General features: G+C 68.0%; 16 protein-coding genes. 3 read left to right on the top strand and 13 right to left on the bottom strand.

The window, feature by feature from the left end; translation table 11 throughout:
* Positions 1 to 55: 55 nt before the first annotated feature.
* The 3 genes from ATCM_RS01730 to ATCM_RS01720 all read right to left on the bottom strand — a co-directional run bounded on the left by ATCM_RS01730 (position 56) and on the right by ATCM_RS01720 (position 3,275).
* The gene (locus ATCM_RS01730) at positions 56 to 1,057 is read right to left on the bottom strand and encodes an SPOR domain-containing protein (RefSeq protein WP_132862549.1); all 1,002 of its coding nucleotides are present in this window, start codon (positions 1,055 to 1,057) and stop codon (positions 56 to 58) included.
* Positions 1,058 to 1,123: 66 nt separating this feature from the next.
* On the bottom strand, positions 1,124 to 2,398 hold the full coding sequence (folC, locus tag ATCM_RS01725) for a bifunctional tetrahydrofolate synthase/dihydrofolate synthase (RefSeq protein ID WP_132862548.1): 1,275 nt from the start codon (positions 2,396 to 2,398) through the stop codon (positions 1,124 to 1,126).
* A gap of 232 nt (positions 2,399 to 2,630) precedes the next feature.
* Positions 2,631 to 3,275: a histidine phosphatase family protein gene (locus tag ATCM_RS01720; protein WP_132862547.1), complete on the bottom strand. Its 645-nt coding sequence runs from the start codon at positions 3,273 to 3,275 to the stop codon at positions 2,631 to 2,633.
* Positions 3,276 to 3,533: 258 nt separating this feature from the next.
* Here ATCM_RS01720 and ATCM_RS01715 point away from each other — a divergent pair, with 258 nt between their 5' ends.
* Positions 3,534 to 4,391, top strand: a complete 858-nt coding sequence (locus ATCM_RS01715) for a hypothetical protein (protein ID WP_132862546.1) — start codon at positions 3,534 to 3,536, stop codon at positions 4,389 to 4,391.
* Positions 4,392 to 4,484: 93 nt separating this feature from the next.
* On the opposite strand, the gene ATCM_RS01710 is transcribed toward ATCM_RS01715, so the two are convergent.
* Positions 4,485 to 6,650 carry a S46 family peptidase gene (locus tag ATCM_RS01710; RefSeq protein WP_132862545.1) on the bottom strand — a complete coding sequence of 722 codons (2,166 nt, stop codon included), beginning with the start codon at positions 6,648 to 6,650 and terminating at the stop codon, positions 4,485 to 4,487.
* A 136-nt stretch (positions 6,651 to 6,786) separates the two neighbouring features.
* On the opposite strand from ATCM_RS01710, the gene tdh reads away from it, so the two are divergent.
* On the top strand, positions 6,787 to 7,821 hold the full coding sequence (tdh, locus tag ATCM_RS01705; RefSeq protein ID WP_165931098.1) for an L-threonine 3-dehydrogenase: 1,035 nt from the start codon (positions 6,787 to 6,789) through the stop codon (positions 7,819 to 7,821).
* Positions 7,822 to 8,023: 202 nt separating this feature from the next.
* On the opposite strand, the gene ATCM_RS01700 is transcribed toward tdh, so the two are convergent.
* The 6 genes from ATCM_RS01700 to ATCM_RS01675 form a co-directional block, all read right to left on the bottom strand.
* Entirely contained in the window at positions 8,024 to 8,776 is a 753-nt protein-coding gene (locus ATCM_RS01700; RefSeq protein WP_132862544.1) for a TorF family putative porin, read from the bottom strand.
* A 117-nt stretch (positions 8,777 to 8,893) separates the two neighbouring features.
* Positions 8,894 to 9,937, bottom strand: a complete 1,044-nt coding sequence (locus ATCM_RS01695; RefSeq protein WP_132862543.1) for a sulfate/molybdate ABC transporter ATP-binding protein — start codon at positions 9,935 to 9,937, stop codon at positions 8,894 to 8,896.
* Between the two features lie 9 nt (positions 9,938 to 9,946).
* Positions 9,947 to 10,888 carry a sulfate ABC transporter permease subunit CysW gene (cysW, locus tag ATCM_RS01690; RefSeq protein ID WP_132862542.1) on the bottom strand — a complete coding sequence of 314 codons (942 nt, stop codon included), beginning with the start codon at positions 10,886 to 10,888 and terminating at the stop codon, positions 9,947 to 9,949.
* Entirely contained in the window at positions 10,885 to 11,721 is an 837-nt protein-coding gene (cysT, locus tag ATCM_RS01685) for a sulfate ABC transporter permease subunit CysT (protein WP_279432519.1), read from the bottom strand. The genes cysW and cysT overlap by 4 nt, the downstream gene beginning before the upstream one ends.
* Before the next feature lie 24 nt (positions 11,722 to 11,745).
* Positions 11,746 to 12,768 (bottom strand): sulfate ABC transporter substrate-binding protein, encoded by a 1,023-nt coding sequence (locus tag ATCM_RS01680; RefSeq protein WP_132862541.1) that lies wholly within the window; start codon positions 12,766 to 12,768, stop codon positions 11,746 to 11,748.
* 12 nt (positions 12,769 to 12,780) lie between these two features.
* Positions 12,781 to 14,307 (bottom strand): porin, encoded by a 1,527-nt coding sequence (locus tag ATCM_RS01675; RefSeq protein WP_243693937.1) that lies wholly within the window; start codon positions 14,305 to 14,307, stop codon positions 12,781 to 12,783.
* A 65-nt stretch (positions 14,308 to 14,372) separates the two neighbouring features.
* Here ATCM_RS01675 and kbl point away from each other — a divergent pair, with 65 nt between their 5' ends.
* Positions 14,373 to 15,587, top strand: coding sequence for a glycine C-acetyltransferase (kbl, locus tag ATCM_RS01670; RefSeq protein WP_132862540.1), 1,215 nt, complete (start codon positions 14,373 to 14,375; stop codon positions 15,585 to 15,587).
* Between the two features lie 148 nt (positions 15,588 to 15,735).
* Here the strand turns inward: kbl and ATCM_RS01665 are convergent, their stop codons facing one another.
* The 3 genes from ATCM_RS01665 to ATCM_RS01655 all read right to left on the bottom strand — a co-directional run bounded on the left by ATCM_RS01665 (position 15,736) and on the right by ATCM_RS01655 (position 17,451).
* Entirely contained in the window at positions 15,736 to 16,023 is a 288-nt protein-coding gene (locus ATCM_RS01665; protein WP_132862539.1) for a hypothetical protein, read from the bottom strand.
* A gap of 84 nt (positions 16,024 to 16,107) precedes the next feature.
* Positions 16,108 to 16,827 (bottom strand): pseudouridine synthase, encoded by a 720-nt coding sequence (locus tag ATCM_RS01660; RefSeq protein WP_243694067.1) that lies wholly within the window; start codon positions 16,825 to 16,827, stop codon positions 16,108 to 16,110.
* A gap of 120 nt (positions 16,828 to 16,947) precedes the next feature.
* Complete coding sequence (locus tag ATCM_RS01655; protein ID WP_132862537.1) at positions 16,948 to 17,451, bottom strand: hypothetical protein; 504 nt, start codon at positions 17,449 to 17,451, stop codon at positions 16,948 to 16,950.
* Positions 17,452 to 17,539 lie beyond the last annotated feature (88 nt).

The raw sequence follows: 17,539 nt of genomic DNA, 5'->3' as shown, positions 1-17,539 counted from the left end.
CAGGCCCGGTCCGGTCCCGGCGCGGTATGGGCCGGGACGGCAGTCATCGCTCGCATCAGGGATGCGGACGGACCATACCCGGGATGCCGACCTTGGCGGCCACCTGGGCCTTGAGCTGGTCGGCCTCGGCGCGGCTGGACACCGGCCCGACCCGGACGCGGTTGAGCGTGCCGTTGTCGGTACGCACCTGCTCGACGAAGGCGCTGAAGCCGGCCGCGCGCACGCGGTCACGCAGCGCATTGGCCTCGGTCGGCTGCGAGAACGCGCCCAGCTGCACCGCGAAACCGACGTTGCTGGCGGCCGGGGCGGCCGGTGTGCGCACGTCAGGACGCGCCGGGGTGGTCGCCACCGGCTTGGGGGCCTCGGGTTTCGGGGCCGCCGGCTTGGGGGCTTCCGGCTTGGGCTCCGGACGCGGCGTGGCGGCCACCGGGCGTGCCGGCTCGGCCGGCAGCGGCTCGCTGCGCACCGGGGCCGGCGCAGGCGCCGCGGTCGCGGTGCTCGGTGCCGCCGGGGTCTCGGCCGCGGCATTGAGCACCACCACCTGCGCATTGACGTCGTTGCGGACCTTGCCTGCTTCCAGTCGCACCAGTTCGGCCTGGGCGCGGTCGGCGTACGGCCCGATGCGCACGCGCCATGCCGGGCGACCGTTGATGGTGTCGGCCTGGCTGAAACCCGGCAGGTTGGATTTCTTCAGGTGCGCGATCACCGCATCGGCATCGGCCTGGGTGGCGTAGGCACCGAAATTGACCGCGTAGTTGCCTGCCGCCACGGCCGCGGGCAGGCCATTGGCCGGCGGCGTGGCCGGCGCCTGGGCGGTAGCGGTTTCCGGGGCGGTGGCCGGCATGCCCAGTGCCCCGCCGGCCGGTACGCTCGGTGCGACCAGCGGCAGCTCACGGGTTTCGAACTGGCCCGCGGCCGGGGCCTCGGGCGCCTGCAGCGGGACATCCTGCACACCGCTGTCCGGTGCCGGCCCCTTGACCAGCATGGGCAGGAAGATCACGGCCAAAGCCACCAGAACGATGGCACCAATCAGTCGCTGTTTCAGAGGAGTATCCACAGATGGCTTACGAGCGGCGTGGCGGAATGCCCCGGCGATTATATGCGTGGCGTTCGGCGCACGGCCTCAGCCAGCTGAACGAAGCAATGGCAGGGCGTCGGCGACGGTGTGGAACGAACCGAACAACAGCACCCGGTCACCCTCGGCCGCCTGTGCCAATGCCGCATTCAGGGCCGTCGCCACGTCCTTGGACAAGGACGCCGACGCTGCCGGGGTCTGCTGCAGGCGCTGCTGCAACTGCGCCGCACTCTGTCCACGCGCGCCGTCCAGCCCGGCCAGGAACCAGCCATCGACCTGCGCGTGCAGGGCCTGCACCACGCCCTCGGCGTCCTTGTCGGCCAGCGCGGCATAGACCGCCAGGGTACGGCCAGCGACCGGCTGCGACTTCAACGCCGCGGCCAGCGCGGCGGCGGCCTGCGGGTTGTGGCCGACGTCGACCAGCACTTCCACGCCCTTGCGCTGGAAGCGCTGCAGGCGGCCATCGATGGCCGCCCCCGCCACGCCCTGTGCCCAGGCAGCGCGCGGCACCGGCTTGTCCAACGCGCGCAGCGCGGCGATGGCGGTGGCGGCGTTGTTGCGCTGGATCGGTGCCCACAGCGCCGGCTGCGGCAGTTCGATGCGGAAGGAGACATCACGCCAGCGCCAGCGTTCGGCATCGATCGGCTCGGCGAAGAAGTCGCTGCCGAAGCGGATCGCGTTGGCGCCCAGCACGTAGGCACGCCGCAGCACGCTGGAGGGCGGGTCGATCTCTCCCAGGATCACCGGCTTCCAGCCACGGAGGATGCCGGCCTTTTCCTCGCCGATGGCCTCGCGGTCGGTGCCCAGCCAATCGGCGTGGTCGATGTCCACCGTGGTGATCACCGAGACATCGGCATCGATCAGGTTCACCGCGTCCAGGCGCCCGCCCAGGCCGACTTCCAGCACGGCCAGATCCAGCTGCGCCTGCGCGAACACCCACAGCGCGCACAGGGTGCCGTATTCGAAATAGGTCAGCGGGGTGTCGCCGCGGGCATCCTCGACCGCGTTGAAACCCGCCACCAGGGTGGCATCGTCAACGTCGGCGCCATCGATGCGCACGCGCTCGTTGTAGGCCAGCAGGTGCGGCGAGGTGTAAGCCCCCACCTTCCAGCCGGCGGCTCGGGCGATGGATTCGATGAAGGCCACGGTCGAGCCCTTGCCGTTGGTCCCGCCGACCACGATGCTGCGCTTGCCTGGCTGCCCCAACTGCATGCGTGCGGCGACCTCGCGCACGCGCTCCAGCCCCATCGCGATGGACTGCGGGTGCTGCTGTTCGATATGGGTGAGCCACTGGCCAAGCGTGGCGGGACGTGCGGAAGACATGCGGGACGTTCTCGGATCATGGGCCGGCGCGACGGCCGGCAGCGCGTTGCGCGCGGGAAAGGCGTCCATGATACAGCGGGCCTTTCCGATGCCCCCCATCCCGCCGTGCGGACCACGTTCGGCACGGGTATGGCCGATGACACCCCAGGCACCCCTCCCCCGCCCTCCCCTTGCCCGCGGCAAAGGGAGGGGGCAGAGCAGCAGTGCCGGGCTGGGTCAGGGTGACGTGGCTTTACAGCGCGCGGTGCTTGGCCTCGCCGAAGAACGGGGTGTGATGCGCGCAATCATTCAGGCGCACCACTTCCAGATGCTCCACGTCCGGACCTTCCAGCAGATTCAACGTGGTCGGGGCCTGGCGGAAGGTCCACAGCTTGGCGATCGGCAGGCCCAACACCTTGCACAGGATCACCCGGTTGACCGCGTCATGGGCAACGACCAGCAACGTGTCGTCCTCGCCCAGGCCTTCGGCGGCCTTGGCCAGGCCGCGCCAGCTGCGGTCCAGCACCTGGCGCAGCGATTCGCCGCCCGGCATCAGCACGGTATCCGGCTCCTCGCGCCAGGCGCGCAGGCGGGCCGGATCCTTGTCGTGGATCTCGCTGGCGAGCAGGCCTTCCCACTCGCCATGGGCGATTTCCTGCAGGTCCGGCTCGGTCAGCAACATCTCCGCGCGGGCGCTGCCCAGCGCGGCCTTGGCCGTGCTCTGCGCGCGGCTCAGCGGCGAGGCGACGGCGCGGGTGATCTGCACATCCGCCAGGCGCTCGCCCAAGGCCTTGGCCTGGGCCTGGCCCACCGGCGAAAGGGGAATGTCGATCTGGCCCTGGTAGCGGCCTTCGGCGTTCCACGGCGTTTCGCCGTGACGGGCAAGCAGGATGCGCATGCAGCAAGTTCCATTCTTGGGTGTGGGGCCCGCCCGGTGCTGGCAGCGGGAGGCGCATCATAGCCCGAGCAGACGGTGACGCCGCCCACGGTTTCCTTCGATACGGATCCCCCGCGGCGCCCGGATCCGGCGCATCACCGCAACAGACCACAACATGCGTGACACAGTCGCGCGCCTGTTCCTCGCGTACGATAACGGCTCCCTATCGGTGCCACGGTGTCGCATGAGGGCCAGCACCCTCCACGCCCCCGACGCGGCATGAGCAGCCCTTCCCCACCTTCGACTCCCGTCCCCGCTGAATTCCGCAACGAACGCCGCGATCGCTGGTTCGCGGCGCTGATCAGCCTGCAACTGCACCTGCTGATGCTGGTGCTCCTGCTGCACTCCAATCCGCCGGTGGTTTCCTCGCCGCAAGGCGCTTCCGGCGGTGGCGGGCGGGTCAAGGTCGATTTCGTCGGTGAAGCACCGCCATCGCCGCGACCGGCCCAGAAGCCGCCGCAGCCCAAGCCCAGCACCACCCCGCGCGCGCAGCCCAAGCCGCTGGCCCAGCGCCGCAGCGAGGACCGCAAGCCGGTGCCCGAGGCCCGTTACATCGAGCCGCCCAGCGCTCCGGAACCGGACAATACGCAGGCACCGGTGCAGGCGCAGGCTCAGGCCACCCCGGCGACGGCGGAAGCCCCCTCCGACAGCGTGCAACGCCGTCCGCAGACCTGGACCGGGCGCCCACCCGGCTGGGTGGAGAAGCCCACCGTCCCGGAAGACGGGGTTTCCAGCGGCATGGGCAACCGCACCGGCAACCGCGTCGACCGCAGCGGCGGCGAGCCCTCCATGGAAGTGGGCGGCTACCAGATCATCTACGACCTGATCAGCGACACCAAGCTGCGCACCTGGATGGAGCAAGGCAAGACGGAACTCTCCATCCCGCTGCCCGGCACCACCTACCTGATGGTCTGCCCGGCCGAAGTCGCCCTGCGCCGCGGCTCCAGCAAGTGCCGCATGGTGCCGGCCGGCTCACCCGAGCTGAAGGACATCGGCGACGCACGCGACTTCGTCATCGTGATGTACGTCTACCGCTACGGTGAACTGCTGTGGCGTGGCCCCGGGCCGTATCGCTGAGGCAGGTGACGGCGGCCGGAGCCCCCTGCCCCACACGCAGAAGGCCCGGGCGGTCTCCCGCCCGGGCCTCCATTCAAGCGAACCGACGCGCGCTTACTTCGACGCTTCGTCCATTTCCTTCAGCAGCTGCGGCGCCGGCGCCACTTCCTGCATGATCCAGCGCATGTAGCGCTCGTCCACCGAGATCATGCGGGTCATCACCGGGTCGAACACCCAGTTGCTGGCGACCGATTCCCAGATGCCGTCGAAGGCCAGGCCGACCAGGCGACCGTGCGCGTCGAGCACCGGCGAGCCGGAGTTGCCGCCGGTGATGTCCAGGTCGGACAGGAAGTTCACCGGCACGCTGCCCAGGCGGGCATCCTCGAAGCCGCCGTAACGCTTGGCCTTGACCGCATCGATCAATGCCTTCGGCGAATCGAACGGATCGGCACCGGTTTCCTTGGCGACCACGCCTTCGACATTGGTGAAGGACGGCTGCACCTTGCCATCCAGGCCGGTGTAACCCTTCACGTTGCCGAAGGTGATGCGCAGCGACAGGTTGGCGTCCGGGTAGACGAACTCGCCCTGACTCTTCTTGTAGTCGGCGACCGCCTGCAGGAACAGCGGACGCGCCACCAGTTCCTCACCGGTACGCACCTTGCGCTGGTGCTCGATCTCCAGCAGTGCCGGCATCACCGCCACCGCGTACTGGATGGCCGGGTCGGTGCTGGCCTCGAAGGCGGCCTTGTCGGCGTTGAGCCACTTCAGGCGTTCGTCCAGGTTGCCCAGCTTGGAGCCGTCCAGGCGCGCGACGGTCGCGTTGACCGCAGCGGCGTCGGTGCCACCGATCCACGTATCGAACGCGGCCAGGTGCTGGTTGGCCGGCAACTGCGCGTACTGCTGCAGCCAGTACTGCTGGAACTGCCGGTCCATCGCCGCCACGTAGCGGCGGTCCATCTGCTTCAGGCCACCTTCGATAGCCGGCAGGTCACGCTCCTGGTAGCCCTCTTCGCGCTGCGCGTCCGGCTTGGCCTTCTCGATGGCCAGGCGGTACAGGCGCACGGCGGTGCCCAGCGTACCGGTGCGGTTGAGCATGGCCAGGTTGAGGTCACGGGCCTGGTTGGCGCGCGACTGCAGGCCCAGTGCCTGCAGCTGGGCGTAGGCATCGGCCGCCGGCTGGCCGGCGGCGCCGCGCCCGCGCAGCCATTCCAGCACCGCCGCTTCCTCGCGCTGCTTGTGCGCCAGCACGTTGTTGCGCTTGAAGCCGTCCAGCTGGCCGTCGTAGTTCTTGCTGGTGTTGTTCCAGCCGGCCATGCTGGCGGCGTACTTCACCGCGATGTCCGGGTTGTCCTTGCTGGCCGCCTCGACCATCGCGATCTGTTCCTTGTAGGCCTTGGCGATGCTCGGGTAGGTCCAGTTGGCGGTGTTCTCGAACTCGCTGACCAGCGCGTAGCGGTCGGTGCGGCCCGGGTAGCCGGCCACCATCACGAAGTCACCCTCGCCCAGCGGCTGGTTGGCCAGCTTCAGCCAATGCTTGGGCTGGTACGGCACGTTGTCGGCGGCGAACGCGGCCGGCTTGCCGTCCTTGCCGACGTAGGCGCGGTAGAACGAGAAGTCACCGGTGTGGCGCGGCCACATCCAGTTGTCGATGTCGCCACCGAACTTGCCGACGCTGCCCGGGGGCGCATAGGCCAGGCGCACGTCCTTGATTTCCATGTTCTTGAACAGGCGGTAGGTGTTGCCGCCGGAGAAGCTGTACAGGGTGCAGCTGTAGGCGTCGTCGCTTTCGCACTCGGCGATCAGGCGCTTTTCCAGCGCTTCCAGCGCCTCGGTGCGCTTGAGCGGGTCGCGGCCGGCGCCGGCGATGGCAGCCTTGGCCTGCGCGGTGACGTCGGTGATGTCATCGAGCACGTAGATGCGGGCGTTCGGGCCGGCGCTCAGCTCGTCCTGCTGGGTCGGCGCGTTGAAGCCATCCTTGATCAGGTTCTTCTCGGCGGTCGAATTCAGCTGGATCGAGCCGTAGGCGCAGTGGTGGTTGGTGACCACCAGGCCCTGCGGCGAGACGAAGCTGGCGGTGCAGCCACCCAGCGCGACCACCGCGCCCATCGGGTCGCCGGTCAGGTTGGCCAGCTGTTCCGGGTCCAGCTTCAGGCCGGCCTGCTTGAGCGGGCCGGCGATCTCCGGCAACTGCTGCGGCACCCACATGCCTTCAGCGGCCTGAGCGGCCTGGGCCATGCCCAGCCCGGCGACGATGGAAAACGCAAGCAAATTCACGCGCATGAGGCAGTTCCGAAAGGTTGGAACGGCCGATTGTAACGATTGGAACCGCCAGCTTCCCCTGCCATCGGTCAGTACGGGGCGGTTACGGCGTCGGGCATATAATCGCGGCTCTTTTTCACACTGCGGTTTTCCTGCAATGGCACAGACGATGAAGGCGCTGGTGAAGCGCGAAGCGACCAAGGGCATCTGGATGGAAGAGGTGCCGGTGCCCACGCCCGGCCCGAACGAAGTGCTGATCAAGCTGGAGAAGACCGCCATCTGCGGCACCGACCTGCACATCTACCTGTGGGACGAGTGGAGCCAGCGCACGATCAAGCCGGGCCTGACCATCGGCCACGAGTTCGTCGGCCGCATTGCCGAAATCGGCCCGGGCGTGACCGGCTACGAGATCGGCCAGCGCGTCTCGGCCGAGGGCCACATCGTCTGCGGCCACTGCCGCAACTGCCGTGGCGGCCGCCCGCACCTGTGCCCGAACACCGTCGGCATCGGCGTCAACGTCAACGGCGCCTTCGCCGAGTACATGGTGATGCCGGCCAGCAACCTGTGGCCGATCCCGGACCAGATCCCGTCCGAGCTGGCCGCCTTCTTCGACCCGTACGGCAACGCCGCGCACTGCGCGCTGGAATTCGACGTGATCGGCGAGGACGTGCTGATCACCGGTGCCGGCCCGATCGGCATCATCGCCGCCGGCATCTGCAAGCATATCGGCGCGCGCAACGTGGTGGTCACCGACGTCAATGATTTCCGCCTGAAGCTGGCCGCCGACATGGGCGCCACCCGCGTGGTCAACGTCGCCAACCAGTCGCTCAAGGACGTGATGAAGGAACTGCACATGGAGGGCTTCGACGTGGGCCTGGAAATGAGCGGCAACCCGCGCGCGTTCAACGACATGCTCGACTGCATGTACCACGGCGGCAAGATCGCCATGCTCGGCATCATGCCCAAGGGCGCCGGCTGTGACTGGGACAAGATCATCTTCAAGGGCCTGACCGTGCAGGGCATCTACGGCCGCAAGATGTACGAGACCTGGTACAAGATGACCCAGCTGGTGCTGTCCGGCTTCCCGCTCGGCAAGGTGATGACCCACCAGCTGCCGGTGGACCGCTTCCAGGAAGGTTTCGACCTGATGGAACAGGGCAAGGCCGGCAAGGTCGTGCTGAGCTGGAACTGATCGCCAGCGCGATGCACACGAAAGGCGCCGCAAGGCGCCTTTCGTTTTGGCAGGAACGGTCTTGGCCGCGAAGCCGATGCCCCTCCCGATCGCTGCCATGCCCATCAGGCCAGTGACGCGTGCTTCGCGGCCAGGGCCGCTCCTGCCGCACCCATGAAAAAGGCGCCTTGCGGCGCCCTTTTCATTCACGGCCCGAGGTGGATCAGGGCACGTCGACGGCGATGGTGAACACCACGCCCGGCTTGTAGGTGTCCGACTCGCGGCGCAGCGCCGGCGCGTCCGAACCGAAGGTGTCGTAATAGCCCAGGGTGGCGGTGGCCGGGCCAAAGCCCTTGGAGACCGACACCGAACCATCGTAGTAGTCCGAGCGGCGCGGCCATTCGTTTTCCTTGGCCTTGATGGTGGTGTAGCCCACCGAGGCGCCGACCGAGAAGCCGGTATCGCCGATGTCATAGCTGGCTTCCACGGCGCTGTAGGTCTGCTTGGCGTCGCTGTTGCTGTAGTCGTCGGCATAGCCGAGCAGGCCGCTGACGGTCACCGGGCCGTTCCAGGTCACCTTGGCCAGGTATTCGTTGTAGTCGATGTTGCCGTAGCCGGAAGACGAACCGACGTAGGTGTAGCGGTTCACGCCCAGGTCCAGGTTCCAGCTGTCGGACAGGTCCTTGTTCCAGCCGACGGTGTAGTCGACTTCGAAGTTCGGGCCGCCCTCGCCGAAATCGACGTTGGAGCCCCACACACCGGCATACAGGCCGAACGGAGCGGTGTAGGTGGCACCGGCCTGGAAGGCAGCGCTGTTGTCGCTCTGCGACACGCCACGGAACACGTAGTCGGTGGTCACGCCGTAGGTAAGGCTGAACGGGGAGCTCGACTCCTCGCTCTCCTGGGCGCAGACGGCGAACGGAACGGACAACAGGGCGGCGCAGGCTACGGCGACAAGGCGCTTGCTGTGCATCATGCGGATCTCCAGGCAGTGGGGGGCGTCGGCCGGCGGCAGCGCCGGTTCACGAATTTTTAACCACAATGATATTGCGATGCAACATCCACCGCCCCCACGCACACGCCCCTGCCCTGTTCAGCCGCCTTCGGCGGCGAACACACCGTAGCGGCGCGCCGCCAACCGGATGGCCTGCCCGGAGGCATAGACCGGGCTGCCGGGCGGCAGTTCGACCTCCACGTCCGCCGCGCTTCCCTGCAGCTGCGCCCGCAGCCGTTGCCGCGGCCCGCTGCGCTGCACCGAGCCGACCGTGGCGGGCCAGTCGCCCTCGGCGTCCACCACCAGATCCTCCGGCCGCACGAAGACCTCCAGCGCCTCGGCATCCGGCAGCGCCGCCGTCCGCGGCCACCGCGCGCCCGCCACCTCCAGCACCGGCCCCTGCAACCGCGCCGGCAAGCGGTTGGCCTCGCCGACGAAGCCATACACGAACGGCGACGCCGGCCGGTCGTAGACCTCGCCGGGCGTACCGACCTGTTCGATACGGCCCCGGTTGAGGATCGCCACGCGGTCGGCCAGCTCCAGTGCTTCTTCCTGGTCGTGGGTGACGAACACGGTGGTCAGGCCGGTGCGATCATGGATCTCGCGCAGCCAACGGCGCAGGTCACGCCGTACCTGCGCATCCAGCGCACCGAACGGCTCATCGAGCAGCAGCACCCGCGGCTCGATGGCCAATGCGCGGGCCAGGGCCACGCGCTGGCGCTGGCCGCCGGACAGCTGCGCCGGATAGCGCCCGCCCAAGCCTTCCAGCTGCACCAGCGACAGCAGTTCCTCCACCCGCGCGTTGATGCGCGCCTTCGGCCAGCGCTCGGCACCGCGCCGCACCTCCAGCCCGAAGGCGATGTTGCCGCGCACGTCCAGGTGCTTGAACAGCGCGTAGTGCTGGAACACGAAGCCGGCCCGGCGTGCCTGCACGCTCAGGTTGGTGGCGTCCTCGCCATCGAACAGCAGTTGCCCCTGCTCGGGTTGCTCCAGTCCGGCGATCGCGCGCAGCAGCGTGGTCTTGCCCGAGCCGGACGGGCCCAGCAGCGCCAGCAGCTCGCCGCTGCGGATGTCCAGGCTCACGCCATCCAGTGCCGGAAACGCACCGAAACGCTTGCCCAGGTGTTGGATGCGGATGTTCATCGTGACTCCTCAGTGGCGGTGCGCGGCGGACAGCGATTGGCCGTGGCGCCATTCCAGGTAAGACTTCAGCACCAACGTCAGCAACGCGGTGCCGGCCAGCAGCGAAGCGCAGGCAAATGCCGCGCTGTAGGCGTACTCGTTGTAGAGGATCTCCACGTGCAGTGGCAGCGTGTTGGTGCGCCCGCGGATGTGGCCGGACACCACCGACACCGCGCCGAACTCACCCATCGCCCGCGCGCTGCACAACAGCACGCCGTACAGCAGGCCCCAGCGGATGTTGGGCAGGGTCACCTTCCAGAACATCTGCCAGGCGTTGGCGCCGAGCGTCAACGCGGCCAGTTCCTCGTCGCTACCCTGCTGCTCCATCAGCGGCATCAGTTCGCGGGCAATGAACGGGAAGGTCACGAACACCGTGGCCAGCACGATGCCGGGGATGGCGAACACGATGCGTGGCAGCTGCAACAGCGTGTCGCCCAGCACCGGCAGGTGCAGGCGCAGGCCGTCCTCGATCAACGGCCAGAACCAGCCATCGCGCCCGAACAGCAGGATGAACACCAGCCCCGCCACCACCGGCGACACCGAGAACGGCAGGTCGATCAACGTCACCAGCCAGCGCTTGCCCGGGAAGCTGTGCTTGCTGACCACCCACGCCGCCGCCACGCCGAACACAAGGTTCAACGGCACCACGATCGCGGTGACGAGCAAGGTCAGCTTCACCGCCGACAACGCATCGGGCTCACTGATCGCCACCCAGAACGCATGCACGCCCCCACGCAGCGCTTCGACGAACACCAGCAGCAACGGCAGCAGCAGGAACGACAGCAGGAACCCCAGCGCACCGAGGATCAACAGCACCTGCACCCCGCGCGGCTCGCTGGTCACCTGCTGCCGCGCACGCACCTTTTCACCCTGCTCCACCTGCACCGGCAACTCCAGGACCTGTTCGTTCATCGCGTGCCCCGCCGTTGCAGCCAGGCCTGCAGGCTGTTGACCAGCAACAGCACCGCGAAGGACAGCAACAGCATCGCCCCGGCAATCGCGGTGGCGCCGGCGTAATCAAACTCTTCCAGGCGGATGGTGATCAGCAGCGGCGCGATCTCGGTACGGTTGGGCAGGTTGCCGGCGATGAAGATCACCGAGCCGTACTCGCCCACGCCGCGTGCGAAGGCCAGCGCGAACCCAGTCAGCATCGCCGGCCACAATGTCGGCACCACCACCCGCGTGATGGTCTGCAGGCGCGAGGCACCCAAGGTCGCCGACGCCTCTTCCAGCTCGCGCTCGGCCTCGGCCAGCACCGGCTGCACGATCCGCACCACGAACGGCAGGCCGACGAACACCAGCGCCACGACGATGCCCAGCGGCGTGTAGGCGACCTTCAGGCCCAGCGGTTCCAGCCATTGGCCCACCCAGCCCTGGCCGCCGTACAAGGCGGTCAGAGCGATGCCGGCCACCGCGGTCGGCAATGCGAAAGGCAGGTCGATCATCGCGTCGCACACGCGCCGGCCTGGGAACGAATAGCGCACGAACACCCACGCCACCCATGTCCCCATCACCGTGTTGAACGCAGCGGCGGCAAAGGCCGTGCCGAAGCTCAGGCGCAGCGCGGCCAGCACGCGCGGCTCGGTCCAGATCTGCCAGATCCCGGCCAACCCCAGTCCGGAGGCCTTGAGGAACACGCCGGCCAACGGGATCAGCACGATCAGGCCCAGCCAGAACAGCGTCACGCCCATCCCAAGGCCAAAGCCAGGCAGGACCCGGCGCGGGCGCCGCACGCGCGGCGGCAGTGCTTCAGCGCTTGCGGCCACCGCTTACTTGCTCGCCTGGATCTGGTCGAACAGGCCACCGTCGGCGAAGTGCTCGGCCTGTGCCAGTTCCCAGGAGCCGAACGCCTGGCGGATGGTGACCAGCTGCACCTGCGGGAAGCGCGCGATGTCGGCCGGCGCGGCGTACTGCGGGTTGCGCGGCCGGTAGTAATGGCGGGCGGCGATGCGCTGCCCTTCCGGCGAGTACAGGTACTGCAGGTAGGCCTGCGCCACCTCGCGGGTGCCATGGCGGTCGACGTTGCGGTCCACCAGCGCCACCGACGGTTCGGCCAGGATCGACTGGCGCGGCACCACGATCTCGAACTTGTCCGGGCCCAGTTCTTCCTGCGCCAGGAAGGCCTCGTTCTCCCAGGCCAGCAGCACGTCGCCGATGCCGCGCTGCACGAACGTGGTGGTCGCGCCGCGCGCGCCGGTATCGAGCACCGGCACGTTGCGGAACAACGCGCGCATGTAGTTCAGCACCTTGTCGCGGTCGCCCTTGAAGATATGGTCGGCATAGGCCCACGCGGCCAGGTAGTTCCAGCGCGCGCCGCCGGAGGTCTTCGGGTTCGGCGTCACCACCGACACGCCGCTGCGCAGCAGGTCCGGCCAATCGCGGATGCCCTTCGGGTTGCCCTTGCGCACCAGGAACACGATCGTGGAGGTGTACGGCGCGCTGTTGTCCGGCAGGCGGCTTTCCCAGTTCGCCGGCAGCAGCTTGGCCTTGTCGGCGATCGCATCGACGTCATAGGCCAAAGCCAGCGTCACCACATCGGCCTCGATGCCATCGATCACCGCGCGCGCCTGCTTGCCCGAGCCGCCATGCGAGGTTTCGATGCTGACGGTGTCGCCCTTGGTTTCCTTCCAGTGCTGGGCGAAGGCGGCGTTGAAATCACGGTACAGCTCGCGGGTGGGGTCGTAGGAAACGTTGAGCAACTGCACGTCACGCGCGACGGCGGTGCCGGCTCCGAGGGTCAACAGCAGGGCCAGCGTGGCCACGCCGATGCGGGGGAGGAAGGAATGCTTCACGAAGGCTCTCCGTCAGAAGGAAACTTGCAGGCGCGAGAAAACGGCTTTTTCATCCGGCAGCCGTGCGGCGCCGGCAGTGGCATCGAAGCGGCTCTGCAGGTAGTTGGTGGCCAGCTTGAGGTTCGGCGTCAGGTACCAGTTCGCCCCCACCGTCCACGCGCGGATGTGCGAGGCCGAGGTAGCCGGATCGGCGTAGAACGGGAATGCCGCCTCGTCGATCTCCAGTTCGCCATAGCGCGCGGTGAGCTCGAACGCACCCAGTCCGCCGTTGACGCCAAACGGGCGCGACGGTGTCACTCCGCGGTAGCTGGCGTCCTCGCCGCTCAGCACGTAGCTGGCCGTGGCCTGCCAGGCGCGGTGTTCCATCGCCGTGCGCCGTGCATCCCGCGCCACTTCCTGCCGCGAGACGATGTACTCGGCCTGCAGGCCGAAGCCATTGCGGTAGAACCATCCCTGCGGCGACCAGCGCAGCGTGTCGCCGTCGGCGATCACCGCGCTGCGGTAGTTGAAGAACGTCGCCTGGCCGGGCGAGCGGTAGCGCGGCAGGAAGTTGTTGCCGCTGCCATGCTTCTGCCCGGCGCTGGCCCCCAGGCCGAAGCCCAGTCTTGACCACGCGCTGTCCGTGCCCTTGAGCGGCTCGAAGAACACGCGGCCGGCATACTCGAAATCATCGTCCGGATTGCTGGTCACCGCATCACGGCCATCGACCGTGCCGTTGAACACGCCCACCGCGTAACTGAAACGGCCCTTGCCCAGCTCACCCTGCAGCTGCACGCCCAGGTCACGGTTGGGCGCCAGCTCGCTGACCAGCGCCCGCTCGACGTCCACCAACGCGGCCGACGACTGCAGGCGTTCCAGCCCGACCGGTGAGGTGAACTTGCCCACCCGCAACGTGTAGGCCGGATCGAACCGCAGATCCGCATAGGCATCCACGATGGTGGCGCTGTCTCCGGCGAACTCCGGGGTGAAGCGATAAGCCACCCGCTTGCCCAGCGAACCTTCCAAGATCGGTCGTGCGGTGCGCAGCAGGAAGGTGTCGTTCTGACTGCTGTTGCCGACGAACACGCGGGCATCACCCTGCAACAGGCCGCGCAGCTTCAGCTCGTAGTTGCCGTCGCCGGACTTGAACGACGCCCCCTTCTGATCAACGGTGATCTTGGGCGCCGCCTTGGCTGCGGCCACGCGCTCCTCTTCCTGCAGCTCCAGACGGCGCTCGATGATGCGCAGACGCCGGTCCAGATCGGCCAGACCGGCACCTTCGGCCGGCGTGTCGTCGGACACCCCGGCCAGACGCTCCAGACGCTCCAGACGCTGCTGCAGCTGCTCGACCGTCAACTGCTGCGCCTGTGCCGATGACCAGGCGCCACACACCGCCAGGGCCAGGCTGAGGGACAACAGCTTCCTGGTCGGCAGGGTGAACAGGGGGCGTGGGGCGGTCATCGACGGCTCCTGGCGGGCATTGGGCAGGCTGCTGATGCTGCGGGCGCACACGTCCGGGGAGAAATGACTTCCGGCGCGGCGCTTATAGCCATCGCGCATGACGCCCGCCGCGCTCACCCCGGTGCCGGTAAAATCGGCGTTCCTTTCCGCCGCAAGACCCTGCCATGACCGCAACCGCGAACACCTCCCCGCTCACCCGGCACTACGCCGAGGAACTGGACACCATCCGCGCGCAGGGGCTGTTCAAGTCCGAACGCATCATCACCAGCCCGCAGTCGGCCGAAATCACCCTGGACGACGGCCGCAGCGTGCTGAACTTCTGCGCCAACAACTACCTGGGCCTGGCCGACCACCCGGACCTGATCCAGGCGGCCAAGGATGCGCTGGACACGCACGGCTTCGGCATGGCCTCGGTGCGCTTCATCTGCGGCACCCAGGACCTGCACAAGCAGCTGGAGAAGCAGATCGCCGAGTTCTTCGGCAAGGACGACACCATCCTCTACGCCGCCTGCTTCGACGCCAACGGCGGCCTGTTCGAACCGCTGCTGGGCGAGAACGACGCGATCATCTCCGACGCGCTCAACCACGCCTCGATCATCGACGGCGTGCGCCTGTGCAAGGCCAAGCGCTTCCGCTACGCCAACTGCGACATGGCCGACCTGGAAGCCCAGCTGCAGGCCGCCGACGCTGCGGGTTGCAAGACCAAGCTGATCACCACCGACGGCGTGTTCTCGATGGACGGCTTCATCGCGCCGCTGGACGAAATCACCGCGCTGGCCAGGAAGTACAACGCGCTGGTGCACATCGACGAATGCCACGCCACCGGCTTCCTCGGCGACACCGGCCGTGGCTCGGCCGAGGTGAAGGGCGTGCTCGACAAGATCGACATCATCACCGGCACCCTCGGCAAGGCCATGGGCGGTGCACTGGGTGGCTTCACCTGCGCCAGCGCCGAAGTGGTCGAACTGCTGCGCCAGCGCTCGCGCCCGTACCTGTTCTCCAACTCGCTGCCACCGCACGTGGTGGCCGCCGGCATCAAGGCTTTCCAGATGCTGGCCGCCGCCGACGACCTGCGTGCCACCCTGCGCGAGAACACCGCGTATTTCCGCGAAAGGATGACCGCCGCCGGTTTCGACGTGAAGCCGGGCGTGCATCCGATCAGCCCGGTGATGCTGTACGACGCGCCGCTGGCGCAGAAGTTCGCGCAGCGCCTGCTGGAAGAAGGCATCTACGCGATCGGCTTCTTCTTCCCGGTGGTGCCGAAGGGCCAGGCGCGCATCCGCACCCAGATCAGCGCCGCGCACAGCCGCGCCCACCTGGATCGCGCGATCGATGCCTTCACCCGCATCGGCAAGGAACTGGGCGTGATCAAGGGCTGATCCGGCCCCACCGCGACAAACGAAAACAGGCGCCCCAGGGCGCCTGCTTTTTTACTGCTGGTGCGGCGCCGGGTTCCGCTGGAGCCTTGCCGATTTGCCCGGGCATCGCATGCCAGGCCTGGCCCGTCACACCAGGCCCTCACCTGCATCAGTTCTTGGCCGCCGCGTCCGCCGCTGGCGCGCCCTTGGCCACGCGGATGCCGTTGGCCTTCATCCAGGCGTCGAACTGGTCGGCGCTCATCCTGTTCTCGCCCTGCTGCATCAGGAACCGGTAATTGCCCAAGGCATCTTTCTCGGCGGTCGGTTCCTGCACGGTCACCGTGATCGGCTTTTCCTCGACCTGTGCCACCGGCTTGCCCGACGACGCGCAACCCACCATCGCCGCCAACGAACCCATCAACACCGACACTCCGGATACGCGGATAAGAGCTTGCATGACCATCACCTCTGGAAAACCGAGGGCCAGTCTAATCCATCACTGCAACAAATCCAGCTATTTCACTGAATTTTATGGAATAAATCAGTCGCCAGGCGCACGTAGCGCATTCAGCTCCGCGGCATCCAGTTCCCGCCACTGCCCCTTGCCCAGCGTCCCCAGCTGCACCGGGCCGATCGCCACCCGCATCAACCGCAGCACGTCGAAGCCCAGCACCTTGAGCAGCCGGCGGATATGCCGGTTGCGGCCTTCGTCGAGCACCACTTCCAGCCAGGCGTTGCGTCCGCCCTGCTGCAGCACCTGCACCGAATGCGCGGCAAGGTGTTCACCGGCATCGTCGATCCCTTCGTGCATGCGTGCCAGCTGCGCCGCATCCGGCACGCCGTCGATCTGCACGCGATAGGTCTTCAACGGCCCCGTCGCCGGATCGGTCAGGCGCGCGGCCCACTCCGGGTCATTGCTGAAGAACAGCAGCCCTTCGCTGGCCTTGTCCAAGCGCCCGACCGGCGCCAACCACGGCAAGCCCGCCCCGTCGAAGCACTGGTATACCGTCTGCCTGCCCTGCTCGTCCTGCACTGTGGTCACCAGGCCGCGCGGTTTGTTCAGGGCGATGTAGATGCGCCTTTCCGCCACCAGCGGCTGGCCATCGAGCAGCACCACGTGGCGTCCGGCAACCACGGGGAACTCCGGGTCGCGCACCAGGCGCCCATCCACGCGCACCCGCCCCTCCAGCACGCGCCGGGCCGCTTCGCTGCGCGAGCACACCCCGGCTTTGGACAGCACCCGCGCCAGTCCGTGCCGCACCTGCGTCGCCGCGGCGCCCTTGGCCGAATGCAAACGCCCGCCTGGCTTGGCCGGGCGGACGTTCGGGGAAGACGTGGGCTTGCGCGGACGCATCAGCAGCGGCGCACGGCGCCTTCGTCCTTACTTGGTTTCGGTGGCCGGCTGCGCTGCCGGTGCCGCCTCGGCGGTGGTGGCCGCATCCGGGGCCGGGCGCGCCTTGACCACGCGCACGCCACGTGCCTTCATCCAGGCATCGAACTCCTCGGCGGTCATGCGCTTGCCGTTCTGGCTCATGTCAAAGCGCCACGGCGTGTTGTCGAACTCGGTCTGCGGCTTGTAGGCGGCCGGGTCATTGGCATTGATCGCCGGGCGGGCCGGGATCGCGCTGGCGACGTTGTTGCAGCTTTCCACGCGCAGGCGCATCAGCACGCGGTCCAACGACTGCTCCTCGCCACCGGCCGAACTCAGCACGCCGGACGGCATGCCCAGCTGGCCCGGGCGCACGTACAGCTCCGAGGCAACCGGGGCGATCACCGTGGCCGGCAGCGGAGCAGGCTGCATCGACGGCGCCGAGCAATCCACTGCTGCGTGGGCGGCCGGCACAGCGGCCAGCACGACAAGACCAGCCAGGGCGATACGCAGCATCAGCAATTCCATTAGCGAAGAGAACGCGGCGAGTGTAGGCAGCCCCCGCATCGCTTTCAACCGCTACGTGCAGCTGTCTGCGGCTGAC

It is taken from the genome of Stenotrophomonas sp. ATCM1_4 (assembly GCF_004348115.1).
GTDB classification, from domain to species: domain Bacteria; phylum Pseudomonadota; class Gammaproteobacteria; order Xanthomonadales; family Xanthomonadaceae; genus Stenotrophomonas; species Stenotrophomonas capsici.
Note: the sequence above shows the minus strand (reverse complement) of the source record. Positions and strands in the feature narration are given on the sequence as shown.